General features: G+C 74.4%; 22 protein-coding genes and 1 riboswitch. Of the genes, 11 read left to right on the top strand and 11 right to left on the bottom strand.

Annotated features, from left to right (window positions below):
• Positions 1-290 precede the first annotated feature (290 nt).
• Together AA75_RS36525 and AA75_RS36520 are read left to right on the top strand one after the other, a co-directional pair.
• Positions 291-1640: a class II 3-deoxy-7-phosphoheptulonate synthase gene (locus AA75_RS36525; RefSeq protein WP_033824706.1), complete on the top strand. Its 1350-nt coding sequence runs from the start codon at positions 291-293 to the stop codon at positions 1638-1640.
• A gap of 197 nt (positions 1641-1837) precedes the next feature.
• Positions 1838-2074, top strand: coding sequence for a bacterioferritin-associated ferredoxin (locus AA75_RS36520; protein WP_033824705.1), 237 nt, complete (start codon positions 1838-1840; stop codon positions 2072-2074).
• A 21-nt stretch (positions 2075-2095) separates the two neighbouring features.
• Here AA75_RS36520 and bfr read toward each other — a convergent pair whose 3' ends face one another.
• Positions 2096-2575, bottom strand: a complete 480-nt coding sequence (gene bfr, locus AA75_RS36515) for a bacterioferritin (RefSeq protein WP_033824704.1) — start codon at positions 2573-2575, stop codon at positions 2096-2098.
• Between the two features lie 193 nt (positions 2576-2768).
• Here bfr and AA75_RS36510 point away from each other — a divergent pair, with 193 nt between their 5' ends.
• Positions 2769-3398: a sulfite oxidase-like oxidoreductase gene (locus tag AA75_RS36510; RefSeq protein WP_033824703.1), complete on the top strand. Its 630-nt coding sequence runs from the start codon at positions 2769-2771 to the stop codon at positions 3396-3398.
• Between the two features lie 37 nt (positions 3399-3435).
• Here AA75_RS36510 and pknB read toward each other — a convergent pair whose 3' ends face one another.
• The 4 genes from pknB to thiO all read right to left on the bottom strand — a co-directional run bounded on the left by pknB (position 3436) and on the right by thiO (position 7457).
• Entirely contained in the window at positions 3436-5181 is a 1746-nt protein-coding gene (gene pknB, locus AA75_RS36505; protein WP_051814059.1) for a Stk1 family PASTA domain-containing Ser/Thr kinase, read from the bottom strand.
• Positions 5182-5269: 88 nt separating this feature from the next.
• Entirely contained in the window at positions 5270-6067 is a 798-nt protein-coding gene (locus AA75_RS36500; RefSeq protein ID WP_033824702.1) for a thiazole synthase, read from the bottom strand.
• Between the two features lie 5 nt (positions 6068-6072).
• On the bottom strand, positions 6073-6282 hold the full coding sequence (gene thiS / locus AA75_RS36495; RefSeq protein ID WP_199520501.1) for a sulfur carrier protein ThiS: 210 nt from the start codon (positions 6280-6282) through the stop codon (positions 6073-6075).
• Positions 6279-7457, bottom strand: coding sequence for a glycine oxidase ThiO (gene thiO, locus AA75_RS36490; protein WP_233289338.1), 1179 nt, complete (start codon positions 7455-7457; stop codon positions 6279-6281). The genes thiS and thiO overlap by 4 nt, the downstream gene beginning before the upstream one ends.
• Positions 7451-7563: riboswitch (TPP riboswitch) on the bottom strand. (Overlaps the previous gene by 7 nt.)
• Before the next feature lie 78 nt (positions 7564-7641).
• Between thiO and AA75_RS36485 the strand changes: the two genes are divergently transcribed.
• Genes AA75_RS36485 through thiE form a run of 3 tightly spaced genes read left to right on the top strand, consistent with a single transcriptional unit; the run spans position 7642 to position 9903 of the window.
• Complete coding sequence (locus AA75_RS36485; RefSeq protein ID WP_033824700.1) at positions 7642-8847, top strand: NAD(P)/FAD-dependent oxidoreductase; 1206 nt, start codon at positions 7642-7644, stop codon at positions 8845-8847.
• Positions 8848-8893: 46 nt separating this feature from the next.
• On the top strand, positions 8894-9259 hold the full coding sequence (locus AA75_RS36480; protein WP_033824699.1) for an Rv2175c family DNA-binding protein: 366 nt from the start codon (positions 8894-8896) through the stop codon (positions 9257-9259).
• A complete protein-coding gene (gene thiE / locus AA75_RS36475; RefSeq protein WP_033824698.1) occupies positions 9256-9903 on the top strand; it encodes a thiamine phosphate synthase in 648 nt (215 codons plus the stop codon). Before AA75_RS36480 ends, thiE begins: the two co-directional genes overlap by 4 nt.
• A 159-nt stretch (positions 9904-10062) precedes the next feature.
• On the opposite strand, the gene AA75_RS36470 is transcribed toward thiE, so the two are convergent.
• Entirely contained in the window at positions 10063-11169 is a 1107-nt protein-coding gene (locus AA75_RS36470; protein ID WP_199520500.1) for a polyprenyl synthetase family protein, read from the bottom strand.
• Between the two features lie 170 nt (positions 11170-11339).
• Between AA75_RS36470 and metF the strand changes: the two genes are divergently transcribed.
• Complete coding sequence (metF, locus tag AA75_RS36465; protein ID WP_063794515.1) at positions 11340-12254, top strand: methylenetetrahydrofolate reductase [NAD(P)H]; 915 nt, start codon at positions 11340-11342, stop codon at positions 12252-12254.
• A 110-nt stretch (positions 12255-12364) separates the two neighbouring features.
• Complete coding sequence (locus AA75_RS36460) at positions 12365-13165, top strand: hypothetical protein (RefSeq protein ID WP_051814058.1); 801 nt, start codon at positions 12365-12367, stop codon at positions 13163-13165.
• A 24-nt stretch (positions 13166-13189) separates the two neighbouring features.
• Here AA75_RS36460 and AA75_RS36455 read toward each other — a convergent pair whose 3' ends face one another.
• Positions 13190-14617: an NAD(P)/FAD-dependent oxidoreductase gene (locus tag AA75_RS36455; RefSeq protein WP_033824696.1), complete on the bottom strand. Its 1428-nt coding sequence runs from the start codon at positions 14615-14617 to the stop codon at positions 13190-13192.
• A 448-nt stretch (positions 14618-15065) separates the two neighbouring features.
• Positions 15066-15668 (bottom strand): DUF4126 domain-containing protein, encoded by a 603-nt coding sequence (locus tag AA75_RS36450; RefSeq protein ID WP_033824695.1) that lies wholly within the window; start codon positions 15666-15668, stop codon positions 15066-15068.
• 483 nt (positions 15669-16151) lie between these two features.
• On the opposite strand from AA75_RS36450, the gene AA75_RS36445 reads away from it, so the two are divergent.
• From AA75_RS36445 to AA75_RS36435, 3 genes are all read left to right on the top strand, one after another.
• Positions 16152-16718, top strand: coding sequence for an SAV_6107 family HEPN domain-containing protein (locus AA75_RS36445; RefSeq protein WP_158515626.1), 567 nt, complete (start codon positions 16152-16154; stop codon positions 16716-16718).
• 93 nt (positions 16719-16811) lie between these two features.
• On the top strand, positions 16812-17564 hold the full coding sequence (locus AA75_RS36440; RefSeq protein ID WP_033824694.1) for a methyltransferase domain-containing protein: 753 nt from the start codon (positions 16812-16814) through the stop codon (positions 17562-17564).
• Positions 17565-17883: 319 nt separating this feature from the next.
• The gene (locus AA75_RS36435) at positions 17884-18267 is read left to right on the top strand and encodes a DUF3040 domain-containing protein (RefSeq protein ID WP_033824693.1); all 384 of its coding nucleotides are present in this window, start codon (positions 17884-17886) and stop codon (positions 18265-18267) included.
• 123 nt (positions 18268-18390) lie between these two features.
• Here the strand turns inward: AA75_RS36435 and AA75_RS36430 are convergent, their stop codons facing one another.
• From AA75_RS36430 to AA75_RS36420, 3 genes are read right to left on the bottom strand one after another with little or no spacing between them, the layout of a single operon-like run.
• Positions 18391-20814 carry a DUF3488 and transglutaminase-like domain-containing protein gene (locus AA75_RS36430; RefSeq protein WP_033824692.1) on the bottom strand — a complete coding sequence of 808 codons (2424 nt, stop codon included), beginning with the start codon at positions 20812-20814 and terminating at the stop codon, positions 18391-18393.
• A complete protein-coding gene (locus tag AA75_RS36425) occupies positions 20811-22148 on the bottom strand; it encodes a DUF58 domain-containing protein (protein WP_033824691.1) in 1338 nt (445 codons plus the stop codon). Before AA75_RS36425 ends, AA75_RS36430 begins: the two co-directional genes overlap by 4 nt.
• 1 nt (position 22149) lies before the next feature.
• Complete coding sequence (locus tag AA75_RS36420; protein ID WP_149038591.1) at positions 22150-23103, bottom strand: MoxR family ATPase; 954 nt, start codon at positions 23101-23103, stop codon at positions 22150-22152.
• Between the last annotated feature and the right edge of the window lie 342 nt (positions 23104-23445).

Raw genomic sequence — 23445 nt, 5'->3', positions numbered from 1 at the left:
GAGGGTGGGCGGGGAGCTGTGCTCCGGTCCGCTGTCCGGGAGGGCCGTCAGAGCCTCGATACGCCGACGGCCGCCCCGGGGGGCGGCCGTCGTGTCGTCTCAGGGACGCGCGATTCGTGGACCACCCGAGGGGTTGGTCCACCACCAGCAGAGGGTGTGCGGCGCGTTCATGGGCACGAGCGTAACCGATGGGCCGGGGGTGTGAACCCGATCACCGAAATGTCCAGCAGATGTCTCACCCAGCGGTCGGTCGTCACAATCCGGTTGTCGCACCCCGTAGCCTTGATCCTGTGACCGTGACGACTGAGACATCGAGGACTGGCCACTCCTGGCAGTCCCTGCCCGCGGCGCAGCAGCCTGAATGGCCGGACCAAGAGGCGCTGCGCAAGACCCTTGCGGACCTCGCCTCGTATCCGCCGCTCGTCTTCGCCGGCGAGTGCGACCAGCTGCGCGCCAGGCTCGGTGCCGTCGCGCGTGGTGAGGCCTTCCTGCTGCAGGGCGGTGACTGCGCCGAGGCGTTCGACGGGGTCTCGGCCGAGCAGATCCGCAACAAGCTGAAGACCCTGCTGCAGATGGCCGCCGTGCTCACGTACGCGGCCTCGGTGCCGGTCGTGAAGGTCGGCCGGATCGCCGGGCAGTACTCCAAGCCCCGCTCCAAGTCGACCGAGACCCGCGACGGTGTGACCCTGCCGGTCTACCGCGGCGACTCGGTGAACGGCTTCGAGTTCACCCCGGAGTCCCGGATCCCGGACCCGGAGCGCCTGAAGCGGATGTACAACGCGTCCGCGGCGACGCTCAACCTGGTCCGTGCCTTCACCACCGGTGGCTACGCCGACCTGCGCCAGGTGCACGCCTGGAACCAGGACTTCGTGCGCAACTCGCCGGCCGGGCAGCGGTACGAGAAGCTGGCCCGCGAGATCGACAACGCGCTGGCCTTCATGAACGCCTGCGGGGTCGCCCCCGAGGAGTTCAAGACGGTCGAGTTCTTCTCCTCGCACGAGGCGCTGATCCTGGACTACGAGACCGCCCTGACCCGGACGGACTCGCGCACCGGCCACCTGTACGACGTCTCCGGTCACATGGTCTGGATCGGCGAGCGGACCAGGCAGCTGGACCACGCGCACATCGAGTTCGCCTCGAAGATCCGCAACCCGATCGGGGTCAAGCTCGGCCCGACCACCACGGTCGACGAGGCGCTCACCCTGATCGACCGCCTCGACCCGGACCGCGAGCCGGGCCGCCTCACCTTCATCACCCGGATGGGTGCGGGCAAGGTCCGCGATCACCTGCCCGACCTGGTCGAGAAGGTCACCGCCACCGGTGCCCAGGTGGTCTGGATCTGCGACCCGATGCACGGCAACACCTACGAGGCCGAGACCGGCCACAAGACCCGCCGCTTCGACGACGTGCTCGACGAGGTCAAGGGCTTCTTCGAGGTGCACCGCGCGCTCGGCACCCACCCGGGCGGCATCCACGTCGAGCTGACCGGTGACGACGTCACCGAGTGCGTCGGCGGCGGCGACGAGGTGTTCGAGGACGACCTGCACCAGCGCTACGAGACGGCCTGCGACCCGCGGCTCAACCGCAGCCAGTCGCTGGACCTGGCGTTCCTGGTGGCGGAGATGTACCGCAGCCACTGAGCCTGCCGACGGCGCCAGGGCGCGCCGGTGTGACGAAGGCCCCTCCCCGCTCGGACGATCCGAGCGGGGAGGGGCTTTTTCCTGCACCGATCGCCGGGTAAGGTAAGGCTTAGCGAGGTAAGGCAAGGCTTTGCTGATCTTGCTCGCCGTACCGTCGGCACCGTCCAGCACCGCCAGCACCACCGGGAGAGACCGCGATGTACGTCTGCATGTGCCATGCGGTCACCGAGGCCCAGGTGAAGGACGAGATCGAGGCCGGCGCCGTCACTCCGCGCCAGATCGCCAAGGGCTGCAAGGCCGGCACCGACTGCGGTTCCTGCGTGCGGCGGATCCAGGCCCTGCTCGGGGAGCACGGTGCGCGCCCGTGCCCGACATCCAGGCTGGCGGCCCGGCTGGGGCTCGCCGAGCCGGACTCCGCGCCGCTGGCGGCGTAGCGCCCTAGGGGCGGGGGCGGGTCAGGACTCCGGCTGCTCGATCAGCTGGGCCAGGTAGAGCGGCTCGCCGAGCTTCTCCAGCAGTTCGAGCTGGGTGTCGAGGTAGTCGATGTGGTGTTCCTCGTCGGCCAGGATGTCCTCGAAGATGTTGGCCGAGGTGACGTCGTTCTTGGCGCGCATCACCACGATGCCCCGGCGCAGCCGGTCGATCGCCTCGACCTCGACCTGCCGGTCGGCCTCGAACATCTCCTTCACGGTCTGCCCGATCCGGACGTGGAACAGCCGCTGGTAGTTGGGCAGGCCGTCGAGGAACAGGATCCGGTCGGTGAGCGTCTCGGCGTGCTTCATCTCGTCGAAGGACTCGTGCCGGGTGTACTTGGCGAGCTTGGTCCAGCCGTTGTTCTCCTGCATCTTCGCGTGCAGGAAGTACTGGTTGATCGCGGTCAGCTCGGCGGTGAGCTGCTCGTTGAGGAATTCGATGACCTCGGGGTCGCCCTTCATGGCGGTGCCTTCCTTGTCCCATGCGTCGCACGCGCTACCGCGGTTGGTGGCATCGTGGCACCCTTGTGGCCGGTAATTCCAGTAAGTTCACACTCACTCGGACATGTGTCGTATTGTCCGATATCAGCCAATCGGGGGGGCGTGCGCGAGGGGCGCGCGAGGTGCGGCGCCCGCCGTCTGTCACCATGGAGAGATGGGTCAGCACCAACCGGAACAGCCTCAGCCGTCTGACCCGCGGATCCCCCCGGGCCAGCGGCTGCAGCGCGGCTGGCCGGTGCTGCACTACGGACCGGTGCCCCGCTTCAAACCGCAGAGCTGGGACTTCCAGGTGTTCGGCGCGACCGCCTCCGCCGAGAAGCACAGCTGGGACTTCACCGCCTTCCACGCCCTGCCCCGGGTCACCGTCCGCGGCGACCTGCACTGCGTGACCCGCTTCTCGATGCTCGGCAACGAGTGGGGCGGGGTCGCCGCCAAGACCGTCCTCGACCTGGTCCCGCCGGCCGCCGGCGTCACCCATGTGATGGTCTGGGCCGAGTACGGGTACAGCGCCAACCTGCGGCTGGCCGACTTCGCCGACCCCGGCACCGTCTTCGCCACCCACCACAACGACGAGCCGCTCACCCTGGAGCACGGCTTCCCGGTCCGGCTGGTGGTGCCGCACCTGTACGCCTGGAAGGGGCCCAAGTGGGTCCGCGCGGTCGAGTACATGCGGGCCGACCGGCGCGGCTTCTGGGAGGAGCGCGGCTACCACAACCTCGCCGACCCCTGGGCCGAGCAGCGCTACTCGTACCAGGAGGAGCCCGGCGACGGGCCGCTGCGCTGAGCCCGCTCCCCGGCCGCGCGGCCTAGAACAGCGCGGCCTAGAACAGGCTGAAGGAGATCGTCACCACGGTGCCCTGCGGGCGGGGCTGGCCGGCCGGCGGGGTCTGCGAGGAGACCTTGCCGGTACCGAACAGGTTGAGGCCCGCGGTCTGCACCTTGAACCCGGCATCGGTGAGCGCCTTGGTGGCCGCGTCCTTGTCCATCCCGACCACGTTCGGCACCGGGACCTGGCCCTTGCTGACCACCAGCGCCACCGGCGCACCCACCGCGAGCTGCCCGCCCGCCGCCGGGGAGGCACTGATCACCGAACCCTTGGGCACCGCGTCGTCGAACGCCTCGGTCACCGTGCCCGGGGTCAGCCGGGCGTCGGTGAGCGCCTTGCGCGCCGCCTCCAGCGGCTTGCCGGCGATCTCCGGCACCTGGACCCGCTCCGGGCCCCGGGAGAGCACGACCCGCACCGAGTCGCTCTTGCGGGCCCGCTGCCCGACCCCGGGGTCGGTCGAGATCACCTGCCCGGCCTGCACCGACTCGCTGAACTCCTGGACGTACGTGCCGTGCAGCCCGGCCTTGTCGAGCGTCGCCTGGGCCTGCGCCTGGGACTGCCCCAGCACGGCGGGCACCGTGGTGTACACCGCGCCCGACAGCAGGTAGGTAGTCAGGCCGACGGCCGCCAGCAGGGCCGCGATCACGCCCGCCCAGACGAACGGCTTGCGCGAGCGGCGCGGGCGCGGCGGGCGGACCCGGCGCAGCTGAACGGTGTGGTGCGAGGCGGGCTCGTCCACCGGCGGGCGCGGCGGCAGCAGGTCCGGCGGCACCTCCAGCACGCTGGTCCGCTCCACCGGCGGCGAGATCACCGAGGTGACCTCGCCGGTCGAGTACTGCGGGGTCAGCCGGGAGGAGGCCGGCGGTTCGGCGTCCAGCTGGGCCTGGCTCAGCGTGCGCCGGGCCCGCTGCAGGGTGGCCAGCAGCTCCACCGCGTCCCACGGCCGGGCCTCGGGGTCCTGGGCGGTCGCGGCGGCCACTATCGCGTCCAGCTCCGGGCCCACCGCCGGGGCGGACAGCGAGGGCGCCGGGACCCGCTCGTGCAGGTGCTGGTACATCACCTGGGCGGGGTGCTCGCCGGAGTGCGGCTTGGTGCCGGTGAGCAGCTCGTACAGCAGGATGCCGGCCGCGTACACGTCGACCCGCTGGTCGGTCGGGGCCTGCCGGATCTGCTCCGGCGCCAGGTACGAGACGGTGCCGAGCACGGTGCCCGCCTCGGTGGTGCTGGTGACCTCGCCGCCTGCCCCGGAGAGCAGCCGGACCAGGCCGAAGTCGGCGACCTTGACCATGCCGCCCTCGGTGATCAGGACGTTCTCCGGCTTGATGTCCCGGTGCACCAGGCCGGCCCGGTGGGCGGCGCCGAGTGCGGCCAGGATCGGCTCCATCACGTCCAGCGCGGCCCGCACCGACAGCGCGCCCCGGTCGCGCAGCACGTCCCGCAGGTTGGAGCCGGGCACGTACTCCATCGCCAGGAAGACGGTCTGGCCGTCGGCGCCCTGGTCGAAGACGTTGACCACGTTGGGGTGGGCCAGCCGGGCGATGGCCTTGGCCTCGCGGATGAACCGGGCCGTGAAGTCGCTGTCGCCGACCAGCGACGGGTGCATCACCTTCAGCGCCACCACCCGGTCCAGCCGGGTGTCCAGCCCCCGGTAGACCGTGGACATCCCACCGGCGGCGACCCGCTGCTCGATCCGGTACCGGCCGTCGAGCAGCGTTCCGATCAGGGGGTCGCGCAGCGTCATGTCCACCAGAGGAGTGTAGAGGCGCAGGCCCCGGGCGGGCCCGGGGCCCGCCCGTCACGGGCCGGTCTGTGCCGAAGTTGAGACCCGGTCAGAACGCCGGGCGCTCCCGCACGTCCAGTTCGGCCCGGCCGGCCATCGCCGAGGAGGCCTCGGCGTGGAACCGGCGCGGGATCCGCCCGGCCCGGTGGGCGAGCCGCCCGGCCTCCACGCCCCGGCGCATCGCCTCGGCCATCAGCACCGGGTCCTGGGCCCGGGTCACCGCGGAGGCCAGCATCACCGCGGCGCAGCCCAGCTCCATCGCCAGTGCCACGTCGGAGGCGGTGCCGGCGCCCGCGTCCAGCACCACCGGGACGCCCGCGTTCTCCACGATCAGCTGGAAGTTGTGCGGGTTGCGGATCCCGAGGCCGGAGCCGATCGGCGAGCCCAGCGGCATGATCGCCGCGCAGCCCACGTCCTCCAGCTTGCGGGCCAGCACCGGGTCGTCGTTGGTGTACGGCAGCACCGTGAAGCCGTCGTCGACCAGGGTCTCGGCGGCGTCCAGCAGCTCGATCGGGTCGGGCAGCAGGGTCCGCTCGTCCGCGATCACCTCCAGCTTCACCCAGTCGGTGCCGAGCGCCTCGCGGGCCAGCCGGGCGGTCAGCACCGCCTCCCCGGCGGTGAAGCAGCCGGCCGTGTTGGGCAGCACCCGGATGCCGTTGCGGGTCAGCACGTCGAGCACCGACCCCTGGGTGCCGGGGTCGACGCGGCGCATCGCGACCGTGGTCAGTTCGGTCCCGGAGACCAGCAGCGCCTGCTCCAGCACGTCCAGGCTGGGGGCGCCGCCGGTGCCCATGATCAGCCGGGAGGTGAAGGCCGTCCCGGCGATGGTGAGAACGTCGTCCGCCACGGTGCTCAGCCGCCCTGGACGGCGGTGAGGATCTCCACCCGGTCGCCGGCGCTCAGCACCGTCGCGGGCCACGACCCGCGCGGCACCACCGTCTCGTTGAGCGCCGCGGCCACCCCCGAGGGCGCCTTGCTCAGCTGGGCCACCACCTCGGCCAGCGTGGTCGAGGCGGGCAGCTCGCGGGGCTCGCCGTTGACGGTGAGCGGAATCTGGTTCATGACGGGACCTCTGCGGTGAAGCGGCTGGGGGAGAAGGGGGCGGCGAGTTCGGGCAGCACACCGGTGGCCAGCTGCTCGGCGATCAGATCGGCGGTCACCGGGGTGAGCAGCACGCCGTTGCGGTAGTGGCCGGTGGCGGCGGTGAGGCCGGGCAGCGCGGTCGGGCCGAGCAGCGGGGCGTTGTCGGGCGAGCCGGGCCGCAGCCCGGCACCGGTCTCCGCCAGCGGCAGCTCGGTGATGCCGGGGATCAGCTCGTGGGCGTCGCGCAGCAGCTCGTACACCCCGCCGGCGGTGACGGTGGTGTCGTGGCCCAGCTCCTCGCTGGTCGCCCCGATCACCAGCTCGCCGTCGGCCCGCGGCACCAGGTAGATGTGCTGCCCGCGCACCACGGCCCGCACGTTGCGGGACAGGAACGGCGCGTACGGCTCCGGGATCCGCAGCCGCAGCACCTGGCCCTTGACCGGGCGCACCGGCGGCAGCACCCCGGCGGGCAGGCCCGGCAGCAGGTGGCTGCGGCAGCCCGCCGCCAGCACCAGCTGCCCGGCGGTGAGCCAGGAGCCGTCGGCCAGCCGGACCCCGGTGGCCCGGCCGTCCTCGACCAGCAGCGCGGCGGCCTCGGACCGGTGCAGCACCACGCCCTCGCGTTCGCACGCGGCCAGCAGGGCCTTCGCCAGCCGCCGGCCGTCCACCTGGTGATCGCCCGTCACCTGGAGGCCGCCGCGCACCCCCGGGGCCAGCATCGGCTCGAGCTTGCGGCACTCGCGGCCGGTCAGCCAGTGCGACTCCAGGCCGAGCCGCTGGTGGAAGGCGAGCAGCTCGCGCAGCTCCTCGCGGTCGTCGGAGTCCAGCGCCACCGCCAGCGTGCCGGTCCGCCGGTAGCCGGTGTCCAGGCCGGTGGCGGCGGTCAGCTCCGCCGTGAAGCCGGCGTACCGCTCGTTGGACGCCATCCCGAGGCGCAGCAGCGGCTCCTCGCCGTACTGCAGCTCCGTGACCGGCGCCAGCATCCCGGCCGCGACCTGCGCCGCCCCGCCGCCCGGCGCCGGGTCGACGACCGCCACCGCCAGTCCGCGCTGCGCCGTCCGCCAGGCCACGCCCAGGCCGATGATCCCGCCGCCGATCACCAGCACGTCGGGCGTGCGCGCCGACGGCGTCCCGGCCACAGATGTCCGTGCCAAAGTCGGTAACTCCCTTCGCCGGCATGACCCGGATCAGGTTCGGACGGTCGCAGGCCGCACCAGCCCGCCTCTCAGCCCGGTGCACCGGGCTCCCGTGTGAGGTGCCCGTCCACCATAACGCCGGGCGCCGCCCATCCCGAAGGTGCGTACGGAGGGTGGACACCCCGCTGGATAGGCTGACCCGGTGGTCGAACTGAAGAGAACCGGACGAGTGGTCGTGGTCGGGGCGGGCATGGCGGGCGCACAGGCCGCCCTGGGCCTGCGGCGCGGAGGCTGGGAGGGCCGGATCTCGCTGCTCGGCGACGAGCCGCACCGCCCCTACGACCGGCCGCCGCTCTCCAAGAACGTGCTGCTCGGCCAGGCCGACAGCACCGCCTTCGACATCGACTGGGACCACCTCGGCATCGACCTGCTGCCCGGCCGCCGCGCCCTCGCCCTCCACCCCGGGGTGCTGCACACCGACGGCGGCGAGCTCCCGTACGACGGCCTGCTGATCGCCACCGGCGCCGCACCCCGCCCGCTGCCCGGCGCGCCCGGCGCCCGCCTGCTGCGCACCCTGGACGACGCGCTCGCGCTGCGGGACCGGCTGCGCCCGGGCCTGCGGCTGGTGCTGGCCGGGGCCGGCTGGATCGGCGCGGAGACCGCGACGGTGGCCCGGCAGCTCGGCTGCGAGGTGACCGTGGTCGAGGCGGGACCGGCGCCGCTGGCCGGCGCGCTGCCCGAACCCGTCGGCGCGGCGATGGCCGGCTGGTACGCCGCCGCCGGGGTCGACCTGCGCTGCGGGGTCGGCGTCCTGGCGGCCGAGCCCGCGGCGGTGGTGCTCACCGACGGCACCCGGCTGGCCGCCGACGCACTGCTGGTCGGCATCGGCGCCCGCCCCGCCACCGGCTGGCTGGCCGGGTCCGCGGTGGAGCTCGACCCCGCCGGCGCGATCCTGGTCGACGACCGGCTGCGCACCACCGCCCCCGGCGTCTGGGCGGCGGGCGACTGCGTCTCCTACCCCTCGGCCCGCTCCGGCGCCCGGCTGGCCGTCCAGCACTGGGACCACGCGCTGCAGTCCGGTGGCGCCGCGGCCGCCGCGATGCTCGGCGCGGACGTCCCCTACGACCCGGTGCCGTACTTCTGGTCCGAGCAGTTCGGGCACATGGTCCAGTACGCCGGCCGGCACGCCGGTGCCGACGAGCTGATCCACCGCGGCTCGCCCGAGGAGGCGTCCTGGTCGGTGCTGTGGCTGCGTCAGGGAGCGCTGGTCGCGGCCCTGTCGGTGGACCGCCCGCGCGACCTCAACCAGGCCAAGCGGCTGATCGACCGGGGGGTGGTGCTCGACCGCGCCCTGGCCGCGGACCCGTCCGTCCAGCTCAAGGCGGCGGCCGCCGGACCGGGGGCCTGACCGGGAGGTGGTGCGCGGGGGCCTCGGGAGGTGGCAGGCTGGGGGCGTGAGCAAGATTGATCCCAAGATTGAAGCCCTTGTCCCCGCGTGGCTCTACCTGCCCGACATCTCGGAGCTGTGGGGGGTGCAGATCACCGAGGTCCGGGACCAGGTGAGGAACCGGACCCTGCTGGCCGTCCGCCGTGGCGAGAACAACTCGCTGCAGGTGCCCGCCGACTTCATCGAGCCCACCGGACCGGTGAAGCACCTGGTCGGGACGTTGACCGTGCTGCGCGACTGCGGGCTCAACGACGAGGAGATCCTCGAGTGGATGTTCACCGAGGACCCGTCGCTGCCCGGCAGCCCGATCCAGGCGTTGCGGGAGAACCGGGGCACCGAGGTGAAGCGCCGCGCCCAGGCGATGCTGCTGTGACGGCCGCCGCCCGCACCGCGCTGGCGGACGCCCGGCTCTACCTGTGCACCGACGCCCGCCGCGAGCAGGGCGACCTGCCCGAGTTCCTGGACGCGGTGCTGGCCGGCGGGGTGGACATCGTCCAGCTGCGGGACAAGGGGCTGGAGGCCAGGCAGGAGCTGGAGTACCTGGAGGTCTTCGCCGACGCGGCCCGCCGCCACGGCAAGCTCTTCTCGGTCAACGACCGTGCCGACGTGGCGCACGCGGCCCGGCCGCAGGTGCTGCACCTCGGGCAGGACGACCTGCCGGTGCCGGCGGCGCGGGCGATCCTCGGGCCCGACGTGCTGATCGGCCGCTCCTGCCACGCCGAGTCCGAGGTCGACACCGCACTGACCGAGGCCGGCGTCGACTACTTCTGCACCGGCCCGGTCTGGCCCACCCCCACCAAGCCCGGCCGTCACGCGCCGGGGCTCTCCCTGGTCTCGTACGCGGCGAAGCAGCCGACCGACCGGCCGTGGTTCGCCATCGGCGGCATCGACCTCACCAACCTGGACGAGGTCCTCGCCGCCGGCGCCGACCGAGTGGTCGTCGTCCGCGCCATCACGGCAGCCGACGACCCGGGCGCAGCAGCCGCCGAACTCGCCCGCCGCCTCCGCAACCGCTAGCCCGGCTGCGCTCGGCGACGCCGCGCCTATTTCAGGGGCGCGGGGACTGCGCGAAACGGCAGGGCACCACCTGCAACTCGCCCACCGACCCCGGCGGAACGGTGATCCGCTTCCGATCTCGCGCAGTTCCTCGCGCCCCTTTGGGTGCCCCCCGGGGGCTTAGTACTTGCGGGTGGTGGCGGCTTCGGCGAGGGAGAGGAGGACGGTGCGGGTGGGGCCGGGGGCGAGGGGGGCGGCGTCGAGGGCGGACAGGGACTCCCGCATCAGCTCGTCGATCCGCTTCTCCACCAGATCCGCCGCCCCGCTGCGCTCGACCAGCGCCCGCAGCACCGGCACCTCCTCGGCCGTCAGGTCCGCCGCGCCGAGCCGCTCGTCCAGGTGCCGCGCGTCCGCCGGGGGCAGGCCCCGCATGGCGTGGGCGACCAGCAGTGTCCGCTTGCCCTCGCGCAGGTCGTCGCCGGCCGGCTTCCCGGTGACCGCGGGGTCGCCGAAGACTCCGAGCAGGTCGTCGCGGAGCTGGAAGGCCTCGCCGAGCGGCAGGCCGAAGGCGGCGTAGGCGGCGACCAGCTCGGGGTCGGCCCCGGCGAGGACGGCGCCGACCTGGAGCGGGCGTTCGATGGTGTACTTCGCGGACTTGTAGTGCAGGACGGTCCGGGCCCGGTCGAGGGCGTCGGGGTCGGCGGAGTCGCCGGCCACCGGTTCGAGGACGTCGAGGTACTGGCCGACCATGACCTCGGTGCGCATCAGGTCGAAGGCGGGCTTGGCGGCCCGGACGGCCTGCGGCGGCAGGCCGCAGTCGTTGAACAGCTCGTCGCACCAGATCAGCAGCAGGTCGCCGAGCAGTACGGCCGCGGAGGCGCCGTACTGTTCGCGGTCGCCGCGCCAGCCGCTGCTGCGGTGCAGCGCCTCGAAGCGGCGGTGCACGGAGGGCAGGCCGCGGCGGGTGTCGCTGCGGTCCATCAGGTCGTCGTGGACGAGCGCACTCGCCTGGAGCAGTTCGAGGGCGGCGGCGGCCCGGGTGATGCCGGGCTCCCGGTCGCTGCCGCCGGCGCCGCGCCAGCCCCAGTAGCAGAAGGCCGGGCGCAGCCGTTTGCCGCCGTCGAGCAGGAAGTCGCGCAGGGCGTCGGCGACCGGGCCGAGCTGGGGGGAGATGCCGTCCAGCAGGGCCGTGCGGCCGTCCATGAACTCGGCGAGGGCCGTGTTGACGCGGGTCCGTACGGCTTCCGCGTCGATGGGGTGGCTGGGCAGACCGGTGGGCGAACGCACGGGGAACTCCGGATCGATTGGCTGACAATCAGACTATCGGGGTGTCCGGAGGCCTTCTCACCACGGCGCCCGGCACCCCCTTCCCAGGGGGGCCGAAACAGTCTCGGGGGGTGTCTCACTTGGTGGACCTCGTTTGGTCGCGCTCTCCGCATCCCGGCTAACCTGCGAGCATGGCACTAGGGATTCCCTCCACCAGGACCGACCGTGCGCAGACCGTGCGCGATCTGCTGGCGGCAGGTGACCGCTCGTTCTCCTTCGAGTTCATGCCCCCGCGCAGCGAGGAGGCCGAGCGCCGGCTCTGGGACGCGATCCGGCGGGTCGAGTCGCTCGATCCCAACTTCGTCTGCATGACCTACGGCGCCGGCGGCTCCTCGCGCGGCCGCACGGTCAACCTGGTCGGCCGGATCGCCACCGAGACCACCCTGACCCCGGTCGCCCACCTCACCGCGGTCGACCACTCGGTCGCCGAACTGCGCAACATCATCGGCCAGTACGCCGACGAGGGCGTGCGCAACGTCCTCGCGGTGCGCGGCGACCCGCCCGGCGACCCGATGGGCGAGTGGGTCCGCCACCCGGAGGGCGTCACCTTCGCGTACGAGCTGGTCGAGCTGATCAAGGGGATCGGCGACTTCTGCGTGGGGGTGGCCGCCTTCCCGCAGATGCACCCGCGCTCGGAGAACTGGGACGACGACATCCGGCACTTTGTCGCCAAGTGCCGGGCCGGTGCGGACTACGCGATCACCCAGATGTTCTTCGAGGTCGAGGACTACCTGCGGCTGCGCGACCGGGTCGCCGCGGCGGGCTGCGCGACGCCGATCATCCCGGAGATCATGCCGGTCACCAACATCCGGCAGCTGGAGCGCTTCCCGCAGCTGTCCGGCTCGGACTTCCCGCCCGAGCTGGTGGAGCGCTTCCTGGCGGTCGCCGACAACCCCGACGCGGTCCGGGCGATCGGCATCGAGCACGCCACGACCATGTCCGAGCGGCTGCTCGCGGAGGGCGCGCCCGGTCTGCACTTCATCACGCTGAACCACTCCACCTCCACCCTGGAGATCTACCAGAACCTCGGCCTGCACCAGCGCTGATCGCCCGCCCCCCGGCAGCCCCGCGCGGGGCTGCCGGGGATGTGGGTCTGCGGGCCGGGAGCGGGTACAGTCGCCCGCAACCGCGCGGTACGCGACTGGAGGTAGCGGGGATGGGCATCGGATACCTGCTGCTGTACGTCGCGTTGGCGCTGGTGGCGCTCTGGCTGGTGGCCGAGCTGCTGCTGCAGAACCGCGCCCCGCTGCTCTGGCGGGCGCTCGCGCTGGCCGGATTCCTCTGCGTGGTCGCCGGGATGCGGCTGAGCTCGGTCCTGGTGATAGGGGCCGGCGCGGCCGTCTTCGCGGTCGGGCAGACCTTCGTCACGCTGGCGGTCAAGCGCGGCCGCCCGGTCGGCTGGTCGCTGCGCGGGGCCGACGGCTCCCTGCCGGGCCCGCTGGCCAAGGTCCCGCTGCTCGGCGCCGTCACCGGCGGCGCCGCGGCGGTGGCCGCCGTCGAGGCGGTGGCGCCGGTCGGCGAGGTCGGCCCGGTCGAGGCCGACGAGGCCGAGGCCCCGTACGCCTACGAGGAACTCCAGGAGATCGGCCCGGACGACGGCGTCTACACCGCGCAGCAGCCCGCCGCCTACCAGCAGGACCCGCAGCAGCCGCAGGAGCAGCAGGCCTACGCCTACGACGCCTACGGCCAGCCGCAGTACCAGCAGCAGGCCGCGCAGAGCTGGGAGTACCAGCCGCAGCAGCAGGCGTACGGGTACGACGTGTACGGGCAGCCCGTCTACCAGCAGCAGTACCAGGACCCGTACGGCCAGCCGCAGTACCAGGACCCCTACGCGGCGCAGCAGCAGCCCGCGCAGGGGTGGGAGTACCAGCAGCAGCCGTACCAGGGCATCCCGCAGCAGCCGCAGGCCTCGCCCGAGTACCAGCCGCAGCCCTGGGACTACCAGCAGCAGGGCTGAGCGGGGGACGGGCGCCGGGGCGGGTCAGGCCGGGCCGATCAGGCCCGCCGTGATCGAGGCGGACATGCCGACCCGGGCCAGCCCGCCGCCGGGGTGCGCGTCCGCGCCGACCAGGTACAGGCCGGGGACCGCCGAACGGTTCGGGGCACCGAGGTAGGCGCCGCCGGCCCCGGCGAGCGCGGGCGGCGGCATCGGACCGCTGATCCGCGTTTCGCGCCGCCGGACGCGCCCGCGCAGGTCCAGGCCGGCCGCGGCCAGGTGGGCGAGGAGCCCGTCGGTGTACGACTCCAGCTCGGCCGGACCGGGCTCCCCCTGCTCGGGGACGGTCACGGTCAGGGTGACCGCCTCGTGGCCGCCGGCGGGCACCAGCGAGGCGTCGTCGGGCCGCAGCACCTGGACGGTCGGCCGCTCGGGCAGGGCGCCCGCCCCGAACACCTCGTCCCACTCGCGCGCCGGGTCGGCGGCGTGCACCACGGTCCGGTGCGGGGTACCGGCGGGCCGCGCGCCGTCGAGGGCGAGGAAGACCGTCAGCAGCCGGGCCCCGGCCGACGGGACCGGCCGGGCCGAGCGGCCCGGGACCAGCCTGTCGTGCCCGCCGGCCGCCACCACCAGGTCCGCGTCGAGCGGCTTCCCGTCCGCCAGCACCCCGCTCACCCGGCCGCCGTCGGTCAGCACCTCGGTCACCGGAGTACCGAAGCGGAACTCCACCCCGCGCAGCTCGCACCGCCGGTACACCGCCCCGGCCAGCGCCCGGATGCCCCCTTCGACGTACCAGACGCCGAAGGACTGCTCCATGTACGGCAGCACGGTGGCCCCGGCGGGGGCCTCGCGCGGGTCCAGACCGAAGCGCAGCGCGTACTCGTGCAGCAGTTGGGCCAGGCCTGGGTGCCCGCCCAGCTCGTGGCGGGCGACCTCGGCCAGGGTGGCCCCGGGGCGGCGGCGCAGCCGGGCCAGGCCGCGCCGGGGTGCGGCGGGGTACGGGTCGGCGCGCAGCGGCGTGGTGTCGTCCGGGAGGGGTTCCTCCAGCAGGGGACGGCGGGTGGCCTCCCAGACCGCCCGGCCCCGGTTCATCACCTCGGCCCAGGCGGCGCCCGAGCCCGCGCCGAACGCGGCGTCCAGCGCCTGGCCGACGCCGCCACGGGAGGCGTTGGGCAGCAGCAGGTCGGTGCCGTCGGGGAACAGGTGCCGGCTCTCCGGGTCGACCGGCGCGAGCGCGACCAGCTGCTCCAGCGGCTCCTTGCCGGTCTTCAGCGCGAGGTCGCGGTAGACCGCGGGCAGCGTGAGCAGCGTCGGGCCGGTGTCGAAGCGGAAGCCGTCGAGCTCGTGCCGGCCGGCCTGCCCGCCGTAGGTGCCGGAGTCCTCGCAGACCGTCACCCGGTGCCCGAGGGTGGCCAGCCTGGCGGCGGCCGCGAGCCCGCTCATTCCCGCGCCGATGATGACGATCCGTGCCATGGCAGAAGATCCTAGGCCGTACCGGACCGCACCCCGGGCGGGCACCCGGGCGGCCGGCCTGCGCCCGCCCTCCCGGCGGGCGCGAGGCACCCCGCCCTGCGGGGCCACAGGGGCCCTCTCTCACGCATCCCCGGCCGTGCGCCCCCGCCTGCGGCCGGGACCCGCCCGGCGGTGGACGCATCGGTGAAGCGCCCCGGGCCGCCCGGTACGAGGGCACGATGCCGATCCGTGCGGCCGGGCGCGAGGCGGCGGCTCCGCCCCACGGAGGTCGGTTCCGCCACCGGCCGTGTCCAGCGGCCGGCGGCAGACGGCGGACCGGTGCGCGGCGGTGGGCGCCAGGCCGGGCGGCCGGCGAAGTGCCCCCGCCCCGGGCCGTACCCGGGCGATGCGTCGGTCCGTCCGGCCGGTAGGACGGGGGCGTCTCCCGGCGGGAGCTTCCGGACGCGCCCTACGCCAGCGCGGCGGCCGTGCGGCCGGCCCGGCGCTCGCGGCGGCGCTGCAGGAAGCGCCGGATCCGGGAGACCGCGAACAGCACCAGCAGCACCCCGAGCGCCATCAGGACCGCGGCGATCGAGGCGGCCGCCCACGGGTGGAAGACCGCCAGGGTGACCAGGCCGGCCACCGAGAGGTCCTCCAGCAGGCTGACGATGATGTTGGAGGCGGGCTCCGGCGAGGTGTTGACGGCCATCCGCAGCGAGGCCTTGGTCAGATGGCTGACCAGCGCGGTGGTGCCGCCCACCGCTCCGGCGGCGACCTCGCCCAGTGAGCCCGGGTCGTGCGAGGCCATCAGTGCGGCCACGGTGGCGCCCGCGGCCGGGCGGATCACGGTGTGCACGGCGTCCCAGACGGTGTCCACGTACGGGATCTTGTCGGCCACGGCCTCGCAGAGGAACAGCGCGCAGGCGGCCAGCAGCACATCGGTGCGCTCAAGCGCGGGCGGCACGCTGTCCGCCCCGCCGAAGCGGCCGAACAGGCCCAGCAGCAGCACCACGGCATAGGCGTTGATCCCGCTCGCCCAGCCGCTGGTGAAGACCAACGGAATGATGCTCAACTCTGTGCTCCCCTTCACCCGCCGCCGCACCGGCCCCCGGCCGGCCGGGCCACACCGTACCCGTACCGGGCCCGGCGCTGTCAGGACGCCGCGGGCGGCGGCGCGGTTGCACCCGGGCCCGGTCCCGTCCGGGCGGGCCGGAACTGAGTACGGATACTCAGTCCCGCACTTGAGTACCCCGACGGATGCTGTCCCACCTGCGAGGACGGCAGAGTGTGCGGGGCGCGGCCGGTCCTGGGGGGACGGCGGCGCGGGGGGAGATTCGGGGCGACGCGGCGTGCGGCCGCGCGCCCCGACTCGGCCTGCCGGGCGGCGGCGCCCGGTCGACCCACGGGGGAGTCGACCGGGCCCCGCCGCCCGTGCGCCCGTCCCGGGCAAGGCTGGTTCGCGGGCCGACGGCCATCCGACTTGTCAGTGGCGCGGTTCACGATGGTCCTGCACGGGTCAATCCGGCCCGGGCACCCGCCTCGGACCGGGGGAGCCATGACCGTCAGCCGTCCTGAGCCCGTCGCCCGCCGCTCTGTCGCCGACCAGCCGTCCGCCCTTCCGCTGCCCAGCGCGTACCCGCCCGCCGTCCAGGTCCCGAGGGCCCGCGGCGCCGATGTCCATCCCGTGCCCCGCCGGGCCGCCGCCCCGCCGGCCGCGCTCGACCTGCTGCGGCACGCCCACCGCACCCTCGACCAGGCCCGCGCCCTCCAGGACCCGCTGGAGCGCTACGCCACCGCCCACCTGGCCGCGCTGCGCTCCACGGCGGCGGTGCTGGCCGTCCGTGGCCGGCCCGAACGGCAGCCGCGCCGGCGGCAGGCCATCCGCAGCGCCTGGGAGCTGCTGCCCCAGGTCGCACCCGAGCTCGCCGAGTGGGCGGTGTACTTCGCGGCCGGGGCCCGGCGCCGCGCGGCCGCGGAGGCCGGCATCGCCGGTGCCGCCACCGCCCGGGACGCGGACGACCTGATCCGCAACACCGCGCTGTACCTGCGCCTGGTGCAGCGCCTGCTCGGGCTCTCGCCGGCCCCGCCGGCGCAGCCGCTCCCGCTGGAGGAGGCCGGCTGAGCCGACCGCCTCCGGGCCGGGTCCGCGGCGCCTGCGGCCCCTCGGTCTAAGGTGGAGCCGTCCGGCCGAACCACACGCCCGAGGAGCCCACCCGTGTACCCGACGCGTCCCCGCAGTGCCCTGCGTACCGCTGTGGTCTGGGAGGTGGTGCGGGCGGCCCTGGAGCGGCGGGCCGCCGAGTTGGACCAGCCGGTGCTGGACGTCCTCGACACGGGCGGCGGCACGGGCAACTTCGCCGTGCCCGTGGCCCGGCTCGGCCACCGGGTGACGGTGGTGGACCCGAGCCCCGACGCGCTGTTCGCGCTGGAGCGCCGGGCCGCCGAGGCCGGGGTCACCGAGCTGGTCCGGGCCGTGCAGGGCGACACCCAGACCCTGCCGGAGCTGGTCGAGGGCGGTTCGGTGGACGCGGTGCTCTGCCACGGCGTGCTGGAGATGGTGGACGACCCGGCGGAGGCCCTGGGCAGCCTCACCGGGACGCTGCGCAAGGGCGGCCTGGTCTCCCTGCTCGCCGCCAACCGCAACGGCGCGGTGCTGGCCCGGGCGCTGGCCGGGCACTTCGCCGAGGCCGAGGCCGTGCTGGGTGCCACCGACGGCCGCTGGGGCCCGGGCGACCCGATGCCGCGCCGGTTCACCGGGGAGGAGCTCGCCGAGCTGGCGGGCGCGGCCGGGCTGCGGGTCGCCTCGGTGCACGGTGTCCGGGTCTTCGCCGACCTCGTCCCCGGTGTCCTGGTGGACACCGAGCCCGGCGCCATGGAGGCGCTGCTGAAGCTGGAGCTGGCCGCGTCCGAGCAGCCGGCCTTCCACGCCGTCGCGACCCAGCTGCACCTGCTGGGCGAGCTGGTCTGAGGAAGCGGCCGGCCGGACCGGCGACGGCCGGACGGATCCCCGTCGCCGGGCGGTCCACCGGGCGTCGGCGGCAGGTCACCGGGATGTTTGCGCGCCGCCGGGCACTTGTCCGTGTCCTGCGGCGTTGGGCAGCGTGCGGGCCCACTGCCGAAGTGGCCCGAGCCACGCAGGATTGACCACGCCGAAGCAGGCCGCTGGACCGTATGATCTGGGTAAAGCCGGAAAGCATGACACCCGGACCCTTGGGGCATATGGACCACACAGGGCCAGCCAGGGGTGGCGGACCGGTCGCCCCGCGACCGACGAGTAGGAGGACTCCGTGCCGCTCTCGGAGCACGAGCAGCGACTGCTCGAGCAGATGGAGCGAGCGCTGTACGCCGAAGATCCCAAGTTCGCGTCAGCGCTTGAGGGAACCGGGCTGCGCACCTACACCCGTCGGAGGGTCTATCTGGCCGCCGCAGGGTTCGTGGCGGGCATCGCTCTGCTGATGGGCGGCATGGTCGCTCAGCTGATCTGGGTGAGTGTGGTCGGGTTTCTGGTGATGCTGGGTTGTGCGGTCCTCGCCGTCACCGCGTGGAGGCGGGGCCCGGTCGGGTCCGGTGCGGGCCCGAGAACGGCCTCACCACCGCGCCGCAAGGCCGGTGTCATGGATCGTATGGAGCAGCGCTGGCAGCGTCGCAGGGACGAGCACGACGGCCTGTAGACCAGGGCCGACGGGCACGGAGTCCGGGCGGATCGCCGGCTGGACCGGAGCAGGAGAGCCGAGAGGGCGGGCAGTCGGAAGACTGCCCGCCCTCTGCTGTGCCTGCCCCCGGGGGCCCGCCCGTCAGCGCCTGCGGCGCAGCGGCGCGACGGCCCTGGCGGCCAGTGCGCGGACCGCCTGGGCGGCCCGGCCGGTCCGCTCCCGGACCGCCTGACGGGCCGCCATGACGCGGTCGGCCGCCCGCCACCAGATCCGCAGCATGGAGGCCGGCAGGAGGACCGCGCGGGCCCGTCCGACGCGTCCGGCGCCCGCCTTCAGGCCCTCCCGGGCGGTGCGGACGTCCGGACCGAGCGGGGCCAGCGGGCCCAGCTCGCGGGCGTACATGACCTGCTCGGTGGCGAGTGCCACCCGCCCGGCCGCCTCGGCCGCCGCGGTGCCGAGGTCACCGGTCTCGGTGAGCCGCTGCACGGTGCGGCGCGGGGTCCGCGCGTCGTCGGGCGGGATGCCCAGGTCCCAGGCCGAGTCGATCAGTTCCTGCCAGGCGGCCAGCACCTGGGCGTCGGTCAGGTCGGCCCGTTCGGCGCCGGCCCGGTAGCGGCCGGTGCCCAGGCGCCGGCTGCGGATCCTGGCCCGCCAGACCATCGGCGTGGCGAGCAGGGCCAGCAGCAGGGCGCCCAACGCGAGCGAGGCCAGCACCGCCGGGTCCTGCCACCAGCCCGGCTGGACCGTCCCGGCCGGCGCGCTCTGCCGGTCGTCGCCGCACTCGCCGGCCCGCCGCAGCTTGGCGTCGCAGGACGCGTCGGCGGACGGCGCCGCGGAGGCGGTGCCGGTCGGGGCGGCGGTCGGCTCCTGGGTCGGGGTGGCCGGCTCGGGCGCGTTCTTGTCCCGGGTGTAGACCGGTGCCGAGCCGCGGCTCGGGGTGGGCTCGAACCGGGTCCACCCGCTGCCGGGGAAGTACAGCTCCGGCCAGGCGTGGTAGTCCATGCTGCGGACCTGCCGGTTGCGGCCGCCCATCTCCTGGCCGGGGGTGAAGCCGATGGCCACCCGGGCCGGGATGTTCAGCGTCCTGGCCATCGCCGCCATGGTGGCGGCGAAGTGGACGCAGAACCCCTGCCGGTCGTCCAGGAACTTCCGGATCGCGTCGGGCCCGGTGCCCGCGTCGACCTTGGTCGAGTAGGTGAACTGGCCGCTGGTGAACCAGGTCTGCAGGGCGAGCGCCCGGTCGTAGGCGTTGTTCCGGCCGGCCGTGACCTGCTGCGCGGTGGCCTTGACCTCCGGCGGCAGGTTGTCCGGCAGCCGCAGGTAGCGGTCGGTGATGTCCTTGGGCGCCTGGCCGGCCGCCCGCAGCTGGTCGGCGGTGGGCTGCACGTTCAGGCTGGTGACCTCGTACGGCAGGCCGTTGGACTTCTGGCCGTTCTCGCCGCTGACCATCCGGGTGACCGGGTCGAAGCGCCAGCGGCCGGCCACCTTGACCGACGTGGCCGGGTACGGCATCGGCAGCCAGTCGCTGGCCAGGCTGTCGGTGACCTTGACGCTGGTGTGCACCGTGTCCGGCGTGACGCTGGAGGACAGGCCGTCCGGCGGCGGGAAGACCGGCGGGACCGCGACCGGATCCTGGTCGCCGAACTTCCACTCCACGCCGTCGAACTCGTCCAGGGCGGCGACCCGCAGGTACATCTCGGCCGCGTCGGGACCGTCGGTGACGTAGTCGAACAGGACGGTGTTGTCCCGGTTGTTGAGGCCCGCGGTGAGCGCGACCACCGGGCTGAGCGACTTCACGCCGCCGCCCGGGCCGCTGCCGCCGCCACCGCCGCCGTTCCCGTACCCGCCGACCAGGCCGAGCCCGACCGGTCCGACCACCAGCGGCACCAGCAGCGCCACCGCCAGCGCGACCACCCCGGCCTGCCGGCCGCCGTGCGTCACGGTGGCGCCGGACGCGGTGCGCCCGGTGCCGTGGAAGACCCGGCCCCAGCGCGAGATCCGGTCCTGGCCCTCGGTGTGCAGCAGCGCCAGGTAGCCGCCGCCGGCCAGCAGGAACCACAGCCAGGCCGTGCCGGTGTCGCCGGCCAGGCCGGTGCCCACCGAGTACAGCGCCAGCAGCGGCAGCCCGGCCGCCGCCGCCCGCCGGTAGGTCACCGCGAGCGCGTCCACCAGGACGGCGATCAGCGCCACCGAGCCGACCACGATCAGCCGCAGCCCGGCCGTCGCGGGCGCGGGGATGGCGTAGTCCTGGATGTCGGTGCCGCCCTGGGCGAGCACCGAGCCGAGCGCGTCCAGCGCCCGCGGACCGGGCAGCAGGCCGCCGGCCATCGAGGACTGCACGAAGCCCAGCATGACCAGGTACACCACGGCCAGCAGCTGGAGCGGGAGCACCAGTATCCGGGGTATCGGCAGCCGCCTCAGGCCCGCGCCGATCGCGCCGACCGCCGCGACCAGCAGCACGGCGTGCATCGACCAGCCGTCCGGTTCCAGCACCGGGAGCAGGCTGAACATCACGAGCGTGGTCGCCAGCGCGGCGAACAGGGTCAGCTTCGCCCTGGTGGTCATGGGCCGACCTCGTCTCGGTAGGGGGAGCTGTGTCCGGTACGGCCGGAGCCTTCGGTACGGTCGGCGGTCCGCCACAGCCGGGCGACCGAGTCGCCCGCCCGGACCGGCAGGACCGTCCAGCCTGCCAGCCGAAGGCGCTTGATCTGCTCGTCCAGCGCGGAGTCCGGGCCCTCGGGCAGCAGCGCCCGCAGGCCCGACCAGCTGCCGGTGTCGAGCAGGAAGACCACCGCGCCGGCGGTCCGGCGGCGCAGCCGGCTGAGGCGGGTGACCTGCTCCTCGTCCAGCGATCCGAGGATCGCCACCAGCAGGCCCTCGCCGCCCAGGCGCAGCGCGTCCTCGGCGCGGGACAGCCCGCCGCCGTCGGAGCACTCGACCACGGCCAGCGAGTCCAGCAGCAGGCCGGTGGCCTCGCCGACGGTGGACACCGCGATGCCGGGGGCCGGCACCGCGGTGCCGGTGTCGGTGAGCAGCCGGGTCTGGTAGCCGCGCTCGGCCAGGTGGACCCCGACCGAGGCGGCGCAGCTGACCGCCCATTCGAAGGAGGAGGCCGGGCCGCTGCCGCGGTGGCCGATCTCCCGGGTGTCGAGCAGCACGGTGGCCTTGGCCTTGAGCGGCTGCTCCTCGCGGCGCACCATCAGCTCGCCGTAGCGGGCGGTGGACTTCCAGTGCACCCGGCGCAGGTCGTCGCCGTGCCGGTACTCGCGCGGGATCACGTCGTCGTCGCCGGCCAGCGCCAGCGCGTGGGCGCTGCTCTCGCCCTGGCCGGACCACTCGCCGGGCAGCCGCACCGGCGGCAGCGCCTGCACCTGCGGCACCACGGTCAGCACGTCGGAGGCGGCGAAGGACCTGGTCAGCTCGCACATCCCGAACGGGTCCGACAGCCGCAGCTGCAGCGGCCCGAGCGGGTAGCGCCCGCGCAGGTCCGAGCGGACCCGGTAGGAGACCTCCCGGAACCCGCGCGGCTCGACCCGGTCCAGTACGAAGCGCGGGCGAGGCCCGAGCACGTACGGGACCTTGTCCTCCAGCAGCAGCAGCCCGGTGGGCACCCGGGAGACGTTGTCCAGGCGCAGGTGCACCCGGGCCTCCTGGCCGGCCGCCGCCCGGTGCGGGCTGAGCCGGCGGCCGCTGGCCACCCGGTAGCGGGTGCGCAGCAGCAGGGTGGCGGAGGCCAGCGGCAGGGCCGCCAGCAGCACGCCGATCTGGAACAGGGCGTCCTGACCGAAGACGAACGAGCACAGCGCCGCGGTGGCGCCGGCGGCGAGGAACGACCGGCCGCGGGTGGTCAGGCCCCGCAGGCCGGCCCGGATCCCCGAGGGGTTGTCCGGCCCCGGCATGTCAGCGGCCCTGCGGGCGCGGGATCGGCAGGCGCGCGACCAGGTCGAGGACGACCTGCTCGGCCGTGCGGCGGCTCAGCTGGGTCTCGGCGGTGGGCAGCAGGCGGTGCGCCAGCACGGGGACGGCCAGCGCCTGGATGTCGTCCGGCAGCACGTAGTCGCGGCCGTCCAGGGCGGCGGCGGCGCGGGCGGCCCGCACCAGGTGCAGGGTGGCCCGGGGGGAGGCGCCCAGGCGCAGCTCCGGGGAGGTGCGGGTGGCGCCGACCAGGTCGACGGCGTAGCGGCGGACCGCGTCGGAGACGTAGACGGTGCGGACCAGCTCGACCAGCTTGAGGATGTCGTGGGCGTGCGCGACCGGCTGCAGGTCGTCCAGCGGGTTGGCGCCGCCGTGCAGGTCGAGCATGGCGAACTCGGCGTCCGCGCTCGGGTAGCCGATCGAGATCCGGGCCATGAAGCGGTCGCGCTGGGCCTCGGGGAGCGGGTAGGTGCCCTCCATCTCCACCGGGTTCTGGGTGGCGACCACCATGAACGGCGAGGGCAGCTCGTAGCTGGTGCCGTCGATGGTGACCTGGCGCTCCTCCATGGACTCGAGCAGCGCGGACTGGGTCTTGGGCGAGGCCCGGTTGATCTCGTCGCCGACCACGATCTGGGCGAAGATCGCGCCCGGCCGGAACTCGAAGTCGCGCTGGTGCTGGTCGAAGACGTTGGTGCCGGTCACGTCGGACGGCAGCAGGTCGGGGGTGAACTGGATCCGGCGCACGGTGCAGTCCACCGACCGGGCCAGCGCCTTGGCCAGCATGGTCTTGCCGACGCCCGGGACGTCCTCCAGCAGCAGGTGGCCCTCGGCCAGCAGCACGGTCAGCGCGATCCGCACGGCCTCCGGCTTGCCCTCGATCACGCTCTCCACGGAGCCCCGGATCCGCTCGGCCACCGCGGCGAGCTCGGTCAGGCCCATCCGCTCGCGGCGTGCGTCGAGGCCCGCCGGCTGCGGTGCGCCTGCTGCGCTCTGTCCGTTGAAGGTCGTCACCCGTTGCTCCCAAAGGCCATTCTCACGCCGGGGCCTCGTCACGGCCCGGCCCACCCCGATGACACGGCCCGCAGCGCGTCCGGTTCCGGTCGGAACCCTACGGCGGCGGGATCGTGGCCGGACCGCCCCAGGTGGTTCGGGGACCGGTCCGCAGGCGCATTCTCCACTGTCGGCCGGGCAGAAGTCACCCTTGGGACCGGGCCGCCGCCCGGTGCGCGGCCGCCGCGGGGCGACACGGGTGCCCCTGTCCCGGTTCGTCCGCACAGCAGG

The sequence above is a fragment of the Kitasatospora sp. MBT63 genome, from assembly GCF_000710465.2.
GTDB lineage: Bacteria > Actinomycetota > Actinomycetes > Streptomycetales > Streptomycetaceae > Kitasatospora.
Note: the sequence above shows the minus strand (reverse complement) of the source record. Positions and strands in the feature narration are given on the sequence as shown.